Source organism: Terrisporobacter vanillatitrophus (genome assembly GCF_051148895.1).
GTDB lineage: Bacteria > Bacillota > Clostridia > Peptostreptococcales > Peptostreptococcaceae > Terrisporobacter > Terrisporobacter vanillatitrophus.
This window is the reverse complement of the sequence record NZ_CP154625.1, coordinates 3760501-3773501: the sequence shown is the minus strand read 5'-3', so window position 1 is coordinate 3773501 and position 13001 is coordinate 3760501. Positions and strand designations below refer to the sequence as shown.

Genomic DNA, 13001 nt, shown 5'->3' with positions numbered 1-13001 from the left:
CAAGTCGCAAAATACTGGCTATGCACCATAAGACAATTAGAAAGTTTATTACAAAAGGTAAACTCAGTACAAATAAGGTTAGAAAGTATAGTAGAATTTCTGATAAAGAGCAGTATACACGAATATCTAATACTCTTATAGCTGTTATGAACTGTAAAGATTCAAGCTTAGTTAATTCAACAATAAATATGAAATATTATGAGAAAGAAAACAAATTAAGAATTATGCTGTGGGGAACAATGAAGATTACTATAGGGATGATGAGTATAGTTTCCACGCTTACGAAAGATGATGATTTGTAGAATTATAGAAAAAGTATGCAGCAATGTATTAATAAACTTATTATGAGTATGGAGGAAAGCTATGAATATAAATATAATAAAAGACAATAAATTCAAAATTGCTGTTGTTAATAGCAATGAGGTGTTGATTACGAGTGTGCAGTCTGCATTAGATTTAATGGCAACTGTAAGATATGAAACAGATGCTGACAGAATGATTTTGAATAAAGAAGCAATAGTTGAAGACTTTTTTGACTTAAAGACAGGAATCGCAGGTGAAATTCTGCAGAAGTTTGTTAATTACAACTTTAAAATTGTAATTGTGGGGGATTTTTCTATTTATTCAAGTAAAAGTTTAAAAGATTTTATTTATGAGAGCAACAATGGCAAACAATTATTTTTCGTTGAAGATGAAAAGCAAGCAACTGATAAGCTGAGTATTAATTAATTTTTAGATTAATATATGTATTAATTCTAATTAAATCCTAGAAAAGCTGATATATTACAGTTGTGATTAGGTTAATTCGATGAAAGTCTATTTATTACATGAAAATTATTTGCCTATTATACAAAAATAAAATTATATATATGCATGAAATTTCGAAATTATATAGTGGTGAAAACCTTTTACTTTCATGTTATACTAAATGTGACTGCTAAACTTTTAACAGTATTACTTAGGAACTAATTCTTGTTTCTAATGACAAATGGGGGGAATTAAACATGAAAATAACTGAAGGATATATGCCTTTCAAAGGATTTAAAACTTATTATCGTGTAGTAGGTGAAGCCACTGAAGGGAAGGCACCATTAGTACTACTTCATGGAGGACCAGGTTCTACACACAACTATTTTGAAGTATTAGACCAAATAGCTGAAAGTGGTAGACAAGTAATAATGTATGATCAAATAGGTTGCGGTAATTCATTTGTTGAAGGTCATCCAGAATTATTCAATGCTGATACTTGGATAGAAGAGCTTATTGCATTAAGAGAACACTTAGGACTTGATGAAATTCATTTATTAGGACAATCTTGGGGTGGAATGCAGGCTATCTGGTACGCTCTTGAATATAAACCAAAAGGAATTAAGTCATATATTCTTTCATCTACTCTTTCATCTGCAAGTCTTTGGGAAGTAGAGCAAAAAAGAAGAATATCATACATGGACGAAGCTGATCAAAAAGCTTTACTTGATGCTGTAAATACTGGAGATTATTCTAGTAAAGAATATAGCGATGCATTAGACAAATTTATGAAAATGTACTGCGCAGGTGAAGTAACTGAAAATGACCCAGAATGCTTAAGAAGACCTAAAAAATCAGGAGCTGAGGCATATGTTGTAGGGTGGGGACATAATGAATTCTCTCCATCAGGAACACTAGCTGGATATGAGTTTACAGATAGATTACATGAGATAGAAGAACCTTGTTTAATAACTAGTGGAGCAATAGATTTAAGTTCACCATATATTGCAAAAACTATGTATGATAAAATTCCTAATAGTAAATGGGAGTTATTCCAATATTCAAGACACATGCCTTTTGTGGAAGAACATGAAAGATATGTGGAAGTTTTAACTGAATGGTTAAATGCTAATGATTAATAAATAATAATTAAACTTATGATTTATTAAGTTCAATTATATAAAAAATATGTATGTTTAAAAAAGAGAGATTAGATAATATTATTTAATCTCTTTTTTTTATTTATAGAATTTATTATCTAATTTTATATCTGAATAATAAATATTATTTAGAAAAAAATAAGCAATATACTTTTAATAAAAAGGAGTAAAATTTTATGCCTAAAAAAAGGTATTTTGTACTTGTTTCCCATTGTTTATTAAATCCAGCTACAAGAGTTCATATATTGGGCAGAAGATTTAATGTAGCTAGAATGGTAAGCAATTATTTTTTAAGTAAGGATATAGCTATAATACAGTTACCTTGTCCAGAATTTACAGCCATGGGATATTGGAGAAATCCTCAAGGAAGGCAACAATATGACAATGTATTTTTTAAAAAACATTGTAGAAAAGAATTAGAGAACTATGTAGACATGGTGTGTGAACTAAAAAATAACAATAATACACCGCTCTGTTATATCGGTATACAGGGAAGCCCTAATTGTAGTATTAAATGGGGAAAACATAAAACTAATAAATATAAAACTGAATCAATTATAGAAGATGAAAAAACAAAAGTTAATTGTAGTGTTTATGGTGTAATGACATCAATATTAGATGAGATGTTAAAAGAAAATAATATTAATATTCCATATTTTGAAGCTCCTGTTAAAGAAAGTTTAGATTCACAATTAACTAAAAATTTTTTTTGTGATTTGGATGATTTATTACATATGCCACAAAGTTGCAGGTATAAGTCAAATAGATATCAATCTAATAAATGTAATGAAAAGGAAAAATAAAAATGCCTTTAGAAAATGTACATGGAACGCCTATGTTTACTAAAGATAGCAAAGGAAAAATATGAAATACTTCTTAATAGAGTAAACATAAGAAGGTTCTACTGATTATAAAATTGGTAGAACTTTCTTAATGTTTATTATGAAGTGATACAAAGTAGCAAAAAAAATGATATAATATTATAACGTGGTAAAAAATGGTTTAAAATAAAGATAGAAGAGAGAATATAGAGGAAAATGTAAAATGAAGAAAATAATAAATTTTTCTAAAACTTTGATATACAAAAGCATCTACAATATAAAACTTGATAAAAATATCTGGATATTTTCTTCAACAGATAATGAAAGATACAATTATAACTCCAAGTATCTTTTTGAGTATGTTTTAAATAATGAAAAAGATATTCACCCATATTTTGTAATAAATGATGATTTATTAAGAGAGAAATTAAAAAGTGAATATGGTGAAGATTTTTTTATTGAAACTAAAACGAAATCAGGTATAAAAAAAGTATTATCAGGAGGGGTATGGTTTACATCTGCAGGTCTTCCTTTATATGGTTTAAAATTAAACAAAAAAAGATTGATAGTAAATTTATGGCATGGAGTACCTTTAAAAAAAATTGCCTTAATGGAAAATAAGGTAAGCAAATTAAAAAAGCATTATTTTAATAAGATATTTTCACAAAATTATTCTTATATATTAACAACTTCTAAACATTTGATTCCTATAATGAAGGAGAGCTTTAACGTAGAAGATGAAATAATAAAAGTTTGGGGACAGCCTAGAAATGATTGTTTATTCAATAATATTAATAAGAATAAAATATGTGATTTATTTATAAATTTACCAGAATATGAAAAATTAATCTTATATGCTCCAACATACAGAGATAACAAAGAAACAAGAATATTTCCATTTGAAGACTATAATAAAAATGAGTTAGAAAGATTTCTAGAAGAAAGTAAAACAATAATTTTTATTCGCACTCACTTATCTGAAAGTGCGAGCGTAAACAAATATCTAGGCAAAAGAGTTTTACTTTTAAATGAAGATATAATTGAAGATATTATGGAAATATTAAACGTTTTTGATGTGCTAATCACAGATTATTCAAGTATATATATTGACTTTTTATTGTTAAATAAGCCGCTTTTATTCTTACCTTATGATAAGAATGAATACTTAAGTAAAAGGGGATTTAATTTTGAATATGATGAAGTAACTCCTGGTTACAAGCCTATAGATATGAAAGATTTTTTAATGTCTATAAAGACAATTTTTAATGGAGTAGATGAATTTGAAAATGATAGGCAAAGAATTAATAAATATTTTAACGAAGTAAATACTGAATGTTTACAAAATATTTGTGAACATATTAAACAAATTATTAATTAATATAAGATGGGGGTATTAAAATGAAAAAAATTATAACTTATGGAACATTTGATTTGCTACATTATGGACATGTAAACTTATTAGAAAGAGCTAAATCTTTGGGGGATTATTTAATAGTAGTATTATCTACAGATGAATTCAATTTAAAGGAAAAAAATAAAATTTGTTATTTTTCATATGAGGAAAGAAAACGTCTTTTAGAAGCTATTCGTTATGTTGACTTAGTTATACCAGAAACTTGTTGGGAACAAAAAGTTCGTGATATTAAAGAGTTTAAAGTAGATACATTTGTAATGGGGGATGACTGGGATGGAAAGTTTGATTACCTTGAAGAGTATTGTGAGGTAGTATATCTTCCAAGAACGCCAGAAATATCTACAACTCAAATTAAGAATGACATAAAAATGAAATTATAAGTACTGTAAGGAGTGTTAAAATAAATGAAAAATATAAAAAAAATGATTAAGAAAAAAATTATTCAATTAGCCAGCATAACACCTTTTACAAAAGATATGGCCGTAAAAATAAGTCAGAATAAAAAAAGAAAAAATTATTTAAATAATTATTATAATAAAAATAATATTATCGATAAGATGATTATATTTGAAGCATATATGGGAAGACAATATAGTTGCAGTCCAAAGGCTTTATACGAAGAAATGTTAAATAACGAGGCTTACAAAGATTATATTAAGATATGGGCTTTTAAAAAACCAGGAGAGTATAAGGACTTATTAAATAATGAAAACACATTTGTTGTAAAGTATAAAAGTAAAGATTATTATAAAGCATATTCACAAGCTAAATACTGGGTAAGTAATTCAAGAATACCTAATGAAATAAAAAAAGATAACAAACAAGTATATATACAATGTTGGCATGGAACGCCATTAAAAAAACTAGGATTTGACATTGAAAATTATGTAGGTACTAAAACATCAACAAAGGATTTATATCGAAATTACAGAATTGATGCAGAAAGATATAATTACATAATATCACCATCTAAATTTTTTACAGAAAAAATAACATCAGCATTTAACTTGAAAAGTGTAGGTAAGGAAAATATTTTTGTCGAAAAAGGATATCCAAGAAATGATTACCTTTATACATTTACAGATGAAGAGTGTAACGAAATAAAATCCAAGCTTAATATTCCAACAGATAAAAAGGTGATTTTATATGCACCAACATGGAGAGAAAATCAACATAAGCCAGGTGTTGGTTATACATATAATTTAGGATTGAATTTTGATTTACTAAAAAAACAGCTAGAAAAAGACTATGTAATACTTTTCAGAGCACATTATTTTATTAGTAATTTATTTGACTTTGAAAAATACGAAGGATTTATCATAGATGCATCAAAATATGATGATATTAATCATTTGTATACAGTGAGTGATATGTTAATAACAGATTATTCTAGTGTATTCTTTGATTATGCAAATTTAAAAAGACCGATCTTATTTTATATGTATGATTTTGAAGAATATAAAAATAAAATGAGGGATTTCTATTTATCAATAGATGAGTTACCTGGTCCGATTATTAAAAATGAAAAAGAGCTTACTGATGAAATTAATAGATTAATAAATAATTTTATTTATGATAAAAAGTATGTTGAATTTAATTGTAAATTTAATCCACATAATGAAGCATGCAGTAAAGAAATTTTGTCTGAATGTGTAAATTAAATATCTATGAGGGAGAATTATATATGCATCAAGAGATAACAAAAAATTATAAATATAAGTTTTCTGTGGTTATACCAATATATAATGTAGAGGACTATGTAGAAGAGACTATTTTGTCGGTGATAAACCAAACAATAGGATTTAAAGAGAACATTCAAATGATACTTGTTAATGATGGGAGTCCTGATAATAGTGAGGATGTATGTTTTAAATATAAAGACAAGTATCCTAATAACGTAATTTATGTTAAGCAAGAAAATGGAGGAGTAAGTAAAGCTAGAAATAATGGAATGAACTATATTGAAGGAAAGTATGTAAATTTCTTAGACAGTGATGATAAATGGGATTTAGATGCTTTTGAGAAAGTATATAAATTTTTTGAAAAGAATTATATGGATATAGACTTAGTAGCATGTAGAATAAATCTTTTTGAAAGTCAACAAGGTTTTAAACATGCACTAGATTATAAATTTAATAAAGATAAGGTAGTAGATATATTTGAAAGCTATGATAACATTCAGTTAAGTTCAGCATCTGTATTTTTTAAAGCAGATATAATTAAAAAATATAAATATGATACACAATTGAAATATACGGAAGATGGTAAATTACTTGGTTATATAATTCTTGAAAGAGAAAAGTATGGTATTATGAGATCTGTTGTATATAACTATAGAAAAAGAGCTACTGCAAATTCAGCAATAGATTCTGGAAGTAAAAATGAATCTTGGTATACAGATACGGTTGAAAGATGTTATAAGGATTTATTTAAATATTCCATAGAAAAATATGGAGTAGTAATACCATATATTCAGTATCAGATAATGTATGATTTGCAATGGAGATTAAAAATAAACATTAGTGATATTATAGGAGAAGCGACTAAAAATGAATATATAGAAAATATCAAATGGCTCTTAAGTTATATAGAGGATCATATTATATGTAATCAAAAGAAGATGGTTATAGAGTACAAAATTTATGCTCTATCACTTAAATATAATAAAGACATAAGGAAAGAAATTGTTTATGACAAAGGCAAATTATATTTTAATAATATAAATATTTATTCTATTCAAAGTAAGCATTTGCTAAATATAAATATAATAGATATAAAAAATGGACATCTTGAATTAGAGGGGAAAGTAAAAACAATTTTACTAAAAGAGGATTATGAAATTTATATAATAGATGATAAGGGAAATAGATTTAATTTAGAATGTTATGAAATAAATTTTGATGAAAAATATAGCTTTGACAATAAAAAAGTATTAGATGTCTATGGGTTTAAAGTAAAGATTAAAGCGGAAGATATTAAAAGTATTAAATTTTTTATTTGTTATAGAAATAGATATATTAAAAAATTAAATTTAAATTTTGGAAAGTTTGCTAAAATATCTAAAAACTATAATAAATCATATTATTACAATGAGAACTATATTATTAGACAGAATAAAAATAGAATTAATATATACTCATACAATAAAAATAGACATTTTAGATTTGAGTTTAATTATATAAAACAATTGTTAAAAGAGAAAAGATGTAAAATTGTTTTATATAGGATAATATACTATATACTTAAGCCATTTATAAATAAAGATATATGGATTATATCGGATAGAACACATGCAGCTAATGATAATGGTATGCATTTATTTAAATATATAAATATGCAAGATAATAATGATATTAAAGTATATTTTGCTATAAATAAGGAATGTGATGATTATAAAAAAGTCAAAAAATATGGTAAAGTAGTAAAAATGGATTCGTTAAAATACAAATTATTATTTTTATATTCGTCAAAAATTATATCGTCTCATGCAGATGAATGGGTTATTAATGCATTTGATAAGAAGAGAGGATTTCTAAAAGACTTGTACAAATTTGATTTTATATTTTTACAGCATGGTATCACTAAAGATGATCTGTCTAGTTGGTTGCACAAACAACATAAAAATATTAAATTGTTTATAACAGCTGTTGAAGATGAATTTAAATCAATTGTGTATGGCTCATATGGTTATGATAGAGAGAATGTAAAACTTACGGGTTTTCCTAGATTTGATTTTCTGAAATGTAGTAATAAAAGGCAAATAGTTATAATGCCAACATGGAGAAAAAATATATCAAAGGATCCAATAAAGGGGACGTCATTAAGGGAATATGATGATAATTTTAAAAATACAAATTATTTTGAATTTTATAATAACCTTATAAATGATAAACGAGTTTTAGACATATTAATGGAGAAAAAATATACAGCTAAGTTTTGTATACACCCATCATTTGAACAACAAGCTATAGACTTCAAATCCAATGATTATGTTGATGTGAGTACACAAATACCAGATTATCAAAAAGAATTTAATGAAAATGAGTTATTAATTACAGATTATTCAAGTGTTGCATTTGATTTTGCGTATCTTAAAAAGCCTGTAATATATACCCAATTTGATAAGGAAAACTTCTTCCAAGGGCATACTTATAATAAAGGATATTTTGATTATGAAGAAAATGGTTTTGGGATAATTTGTTATAATTATGAAACTAGTGTAAATGAAATTGTAGATATGATAAAAAATGGTTGTGAAATCAATAAAAAATATATTGATAGAATAGATAGCTTCTATCAATATACTGATAATAAAAATTGTAAAAGAGTATATAAAGAAATACTAAAATTAAAGTAGGATATATTAATAAAATGAAGAAAAAAATCAATAATATAAGAATTAAAACAATAATAACAAATGTTAATATATATCTAATTGGCTGTATATCTATACAAGATAATAAAAAAAATAAGATTAATAGAAAAAATATAAATATTAAAGTGAATAATCATAAATATAAGATGAGATTTCCATTTAAGAGAATAATGAATGTCAAATATTTAAGAACATTATCAAACTTATATATTACTAAAATACCTGTAAATGATGTAGTCCATGGAGAAATCCATAATATAGTAAAACTTGTATATAAACATAATGGAAAAATTTACAGTGATAGATTAAAATATTCACGTAGAGAAAAGAAATATTTAAATGAAAGAGTAAAGATAATAAAAAAAATTAATACATCTATATATATTCGCCAAAGTATAGGTAATAACATGTTTATTACAGTTAGAAAAATAAATAGAACAGATAAATTTTTAGAACAGATAAAAATAAATATATCATATATAATATCAAAGTTTTTAAAAGCTAATAATATTGTACTGCTGTATGAAAAAGAATCTTCTAGATATGAAGAAAGTGCATCAGTAATATATGAATATTTATTAGATAATGGTTATAGTAATAGTTTCTATGTAATTGATAGAAAATGTAAAGATTTTATAGACATAGCAAAAAAATATAAAAAAAATGTAATATATAAGTATTCCTTTAAGCATTATTTATATTTCTTTAAAGCAAAAACTTTCATGGGTACAGAAGCGCTAGTACATTCTATAGAGCTAAGAGTAGCAAATAAATATGCAGTGCGTAGAATAAATAGTAAGTCCCTGAATTTTATATTTTTACAACATGGAGTAACATATATGGTACCATTAGTAGCAAAAATTAGATCTGCGTTTCATAAAAAAGAAACTAATGCAATTAGAAAGGTTGTAGTGTCATCTAAACTAGAGGCACAACATTTCATTGATTGTGCAAATTATTCATTAAATGATATATATATATGTGGACTCCCTAAATTTGATAAAAATAAATGGAATAAAGATGCTGACAAGATTATAATAATGCCAACGTGGAGACCTTGGGAGTATAACCAATCAAGATTAGATTTTACTGAGTCTAAATATTATAAAATGGTATCAAGAATTTTTAAATCTATACCTGATAAGTATAAAAACAACGTTATTATTTTACCTCATCCATTAATTGCAGAAATGATTACTGAATTTGAGGATGATATGAAAAAGTATATGAATTTTAAAGATAAATATGATGATTTACTTCAACAAGCGAAAGTATTGATTACAGATTACTCATCAATTTCTTATGATGCTTTCTATAGGGGTAGTAATGTTATTTTTTACTGGGAAGAAAAAGATTACTGTATGGAGCAATATGGAGAAGGAACGAAACTCATGTTAAATGAAGAAAATTGCTTTGGAGATATTTGTTATACACCAGATAAATTATCAGAAGTTATAGAAAAAAATTATTTGCAAAATCAAAGTAAAAAATATATAGATAACTACCGTAAAATAGTTGAATTTAACGATAATAAAAATACAGAGCGACTTATTAGTTATTTAAAAAAAGATAAATTAATATAAGGTAAAAGTTATTTTCTAGCATAAAAAAGCTGTTATGCAACTAATTGTAAATAGTTGCTAATAGCTTTTTTATTTACAAATATTATGGAAGGTTGAAAAAATTCTGCTAATATATACATATATACTGTTGATTTATACTTAAAAGTGACCCACTATTTACACACAAAATTGACCCACCCTTAAATATATAATACCATTTCATATAAAGTGAAAATTGTATGAAATGGAGGTAACGGGGTGAAAGATGTGGAATATTGGATAACCGTAAAAAAATTAAAAAAGAAAGGAATGAGTATAAGGAAAATTGCTAAAGAGTTGGGAATATCAAGAAATACAGTTAGAAAAATATTAAGAGAAGAACATAGAAAGCCTTATAAAGCAAGAGTTTATACTACAAAAATTGATGAATACAAAGATAAAATAAAAGAATGGTATCTAGACCCACAATATAACTTTATAGGATCAAGAATCTATGAAGAGTTAGAAAAAATAGGATATCAAGGAAGTGTTGGACCTATATATAGATATTTAAATCAATTAAAAGAAGAAAAACAAAAGATTTCAACCAAGGCTACAACAAGAGTTGAAACCGAACCAGGAGATCAATCTCAATTTGACTGGTCAGAATATAACATTATTATTAATAACAAAATTACTAAGGTGTATTGCTTTAGTCTAATATTATCCTACAGTCGCTATAAGGCGATAGCCTTCTCTTTATCAATTGATGGACAAGCTATATATGAAGCAATTGAAAATTTATTCAATAATTTAGAAGGAACAACAGTAGAGCTATTAATAGACAATCCAAAAGCTTTAGTAGATAAACATGAAAAAGAAAAAGAACCTCAATATAATAGAAATGCATTACTATTAGCAGCACATCTTGGAACAGAACTAAATGCATGTATGCCCTATCGGGCTAGAACAAAAGGAAAGGTAGAAAGACCCTTCAATTATATAGAAGAACATTTTATAAAAGGTAATTCTTTTGAAAATATGAATCATTTAAATCAATCAGCAAAAGCTTTTATTGATAAGTGGAATAATAAAATTCATACAACCACTAAAAGAATACCCAGTCAGATGTATTTAGAAGAAAAACAATCACTCTTACCTCTACCTAAAAATCTATATTCTTTCAAATACAATGAGCCAAGAAAAGTAAGCTTTGATTGTTTGATATCAGTGAAAGGTAAAAAATATAGTGTTCCTGCAAAATATGCTGATAAAAACGTTAAATTTAGAATTTCCTATGGTTACTTATTATGTGTGTATTATGATGGTGAAATTATAGCCACACATGACTTAACAAAATCTAGTTGTGATATTAATAGAATTGAAGAACACTATAATAGCGTTAGCTACAATATGAACAAATCAATACCACAAGTAAAAAGATTAATGACATCCAAATTTTTAAATGGAAAAAGGTATCTAGATGAATCTGCTAAAGTATTACAACAACCTAGTTATCATGCCAGAAAAATATTAGCATTGACAGACTTATATAGCGAAGATAAGATTGATAAAATTTTAAGTTATTGCCTAGATAAAAATATTTATCATATTGATGATATAAAAGCCACAATTAAAGATAAATATTTTGATATTATTTTTACTGATGAGAATATTGATATTCCAAAAGAAAATTTAGTAAGAAGTTTGGATTATTATGACGAAGGAGGCTTATATGAAAAGTAATTTAGATCAATATATTATAGATACCTTAAAATCCTTCAAGTTAGTAGAAATGCGAGAGCAATATACCATTGAAATTGAAAAGGCTATAAAGAGTAAGCTTAGTTATAAAGAGTTCCTAGTAAATTTAATAAAAGTTGAAGAAATAGGCAAGCAAAAGCGATCAGTAGATAGAAGTATTAAAAATGCTAATTTTGAAAGTATAAAGACATTTCAAGAATATGATTTTTCATTTCACAATCACTCATATACACAAAAATTAAAGTCATTAAGTGAATTAAACTTCATAAAACAAAAAGAAAACATTATTTTGATAGGCCCTCCGGGCGTTGGAAAAAGTCATATTGCCACGGCTTTAGGAGTTGAAGCATGCAATAAAGGATATAAGGTATCATTTATTAATGCTAGTAAATTAATGGATGATTTATTAAAAGCTTTAAGCTGTGGAAATATTAATTTAGAGCTAAAGAAATTAAGTAAAATAGATTTACTAATAATTGATGAGTTAGGATATTTAATTATGGACAAAGAAAAAGAGAGTTTATTTTTTCAACTTATCCGCCACAGATACGAAAAAAACTCCCTTATAATAACCACAAATTTACCATTTAAACAATGGAATGAAGTTTTCACTAGTCAAATTGCTGCTACAGCAATTTTAGATAGACTAATTCATCACTCTCATATAGTTAGTATAACAGGTGATAGTTATAGAGTAAAGGGAAAAGGAGGAAACTGTAGATGAGTAAGAAAGATTTAATCAATGAATTGGACAAAGTAATCGAATTTTACAATGAAAATGGACATGAAGTTGGAGAAAAGTACATAGTTGAAAATTATAATGTCAGTGCCAATGTATTTAAAAGTATTTTGCGAAATAGCAATAAGTACTACTATAATCGTAGTGTTAAAAAGTATTTAATTAAGACAGTAGTTGAAGAACCTTCAAATAATACTTTTATGACTTTAGAAGAGTTAGAAAATAATAGAAAGCTATCAGGTGCTTCTGATAGCTTTTCAACAATAAATAATAATGATTTATTTTGAGAATTGTTAACCGATAGGTTGATACAATTAAATAATTTTATTAAATTAAATCATTCTACAAAACAAGTTTATGTTAATTTAACTCGTTTAAAATCCGAAGGATACAATGTAGAATTAATATAGTTTAGGTGGGTCAATTTTACCCGTAAAAAT

The 13001-nt window shown here is 25.7% G+C and carries 12 protein-coding genes; all 12 read left to right on the top strand.

Annotated features, from left to right (window positions below):
* Positions 1–146 precede the first annotated feature (146 nt).
* Complete coding sequence (locus TVTCOM_RS18405) at positions 147–302, top strand: hypothetical protein (protein ID WP_434797701.1); 156 nt, start codon at positions 147–149, stop codon at positions 300–302.
* Positions 303–363: 61 nt separating this feature from the next.
* A complete protein-coding gene (locus TVTCOM_RS18400) occupies positions 364–729 on the top strand; it encodes a DUF4180 domain-containing protein (protein ID WP_434797700.1) in 366 nt (121 codons plus the stop codon).
* Positions 730–1004: 275 nt separating this feature from the next.
* Positions 1005–1886, top strand: a complete 882-nt coding sequence (pepI, locus tag TVTCOM_RS18395) for a proline iminopeptidase (RefSeq protein ID WP_434797699.1) — start codon at positions 1005–1007, stop codon at positions 1884–1886.
* Between the two features lie 197 nt (positions 1887–2083).
* Complete coding sequence (locus TVTCOM_RS18390; protein ID WP_434797698.1) at positions 2084–2710, top strand: hypothetical protein; 627 nt, start codon at positions 2084–2086, stop codon at positions 2708–2710.
* Between the two features lie 241 nt (positions 2711–2951).
* Positions 2952–4106 carry a CDP-glycerol glycerophosphotransferase family protein gene (locus TVTCOM_RS18385; protein WP_434797697.1) on the top strand — a complete coding sequence of 385 codons (1155 nt, stop codon included), beginning with the start codon at positions 2952–2954 and terminating at the stop codon, positions 4104–4106.
* Between the two features lie 20 nt (positions 4107–4126).
* Entirely contained in the window at positions 4127–4522 is a 396-nt protein-coding gene (tagD, locus tag TVTCOM_RS18380; protein ID WP_434797696.1) for a glycerol-3-phosphate cytidylyltransferase, read from the top strand.
* A 24-nt stretch (positions 4523–4546) separates the two neighbouring features.
* Positions 4547–5803, top strand: a complete 1257-nt coding sequence (locus TVTCOM_RS18375; protein WP_434797695.1) for a CDP-glycerol glycerophosphotransferase family protein — start codon at positions 4547–4549, stop codon at positions 5801–5803.
* A 23-nt stretch (positions 5804–5826) separates the two neighbouring features.
* Positions 5827–8499, top strand: a complete 2673-nt coding sequence (locus tag TVTCOM_RS18370; protein ID WP_434797694.1) for a bifunctional glycosyltransferase/CDP-glycerol:glycerophosphate glycerophosphotransferase — start codon at positions 5827–5829, stop codon at positions 8497–8499.
* Between the two features lie 14 nt (positions 8500–8513).
* Positions 8514–10100 (top strand): CDP-glycerol glycerophosphotransferase family protein, encoded by a 1587-nt coding sequence (locus TVTCOM_RS18365; protein ID WP_434797693.1) that lies wholly within the window; start codon positions 8514–8516, stop codon positions 10098–10100.
* Between the two features lie 237 nt (positions 10101–10337).
* Positions 10338–11804 (top strand): IS21 family transposase, encoded by a 1467-nt coding sequence (istA, locus tag TVTCOM_RS18360; protein ID WP_434797692.1) that lies wholly within the window; start codon positions 10338–10340, stop codon positions 11802–11804.
* Positions 11794–12546 (top strand): IS21-like element helper ATPase IstB, encoded by a 753-nt coding sequence (istB, locus tag TVTCOM_RS18355; RefSeq protein ID WP_434797691.1) that lies wholly within the window; start codon positions 11794–11796, stop codon positions 12544–12546. The genes istA and istB overlap by 11 nt, the downstream gene beginning before the upstream one ends.
* Positions 12543–12848: a hypothetical protein gene (locus TVTCOM_RS18350; protein ID WP_434797690.1), complete on the top strand. Its 306-nt coding sequence runs from the start codon at positions 12543–12545 to the stop codon at positions 12846–12848. The genes istB and TVTCOM_RS18350 overlap by 4 nt, the downstream gene beginning before the upstream one ends.
* The last annotated feature ends 153 nt before the right edge of the window (positions 12849–13001 follow it).

What these genes read in the sequence shown, in the direction of transcription:
- TVTCOM_RS18405 (WP_434797701.1), top strand. Translation starts at nt 147, where the DNA reads ATGAACTGTAAAGATTCAAGCTTAGTTAATTCAACAATAAATATGAAA.
- TVTCOM_RS18400 (WP_434797700.1), top strand. Translation starts at nt 364, where the DNA reads ATGAATATAAATATAATAAAAGACAATAAATTCAAAATTGCTGTTGTT.
- pepI (WP_434797699.1), top strand. Translation starts at nt 1,005, where the DNA reads ATGAAAATAACTGAAGGATATATGCCTTTCAAAGGATTTAAAACTTAT.
- TVTCOM_RS18390 (WP_434797698.1), top strand. Translation starts at nt 2,084, where the DNA reads ATGCCTAAAAAAAGGTATTTTGTACTTGTTTCCCATTGTTTATTAAAT.
- TVTCOM_RS18385 (WP_434797697.1), top strand. Translation starts at nt 2,952, where the DNA reads ATGAAGAAAATAATAAATTTTTCTAAAACTTTGATATACAAAAGCATC.
- tagD (WP_434797696.1), top strand. Translation starts at nt 4,127, where the DNA reads ATGAAAAAAATTATAACTTATGGAACATTTGATTTGCTACATTATGGA.
- TVTCOM_RS18375 (WP_434797695.1), top strand. Translation starts at nt 4,547, where the DNA reads ATGAAAAATATAAAAAAAATGATTAAGAAAAAAATTATTCAATTAGCC.
- TVTCOM_RS18370 (WP_434797694.1), top strand. Translation starts at nt 5,827, where the DNA reads ATGCATCAAGAGATAACAAAAAATTATAAATATAAGTTTTCTGTGGTT.
- TVTCOM_RS18365 (WP_434797693.1), top strand. Translation starts at nt 8,514, where the DNA reads ATGAAGAAAAAAATCAATAATATAAGAATTAAAACAATAATAACAAAT.
- istB (WP_434797691.1), top strand. Translation starts at nt 11,794, where the DNA reads ATGAAAAGTAATTTAGATCAATATATTATAGATACCTTAAAATCCTTC.
- TVTCOM_RS18350 (WP_434797690.1), top strand. Translation starts at nt 12,543, where the DNA reads ATGAGTAAGAAAGATTTAATCAATGAATTGGACAAAGTAATCGAATTT.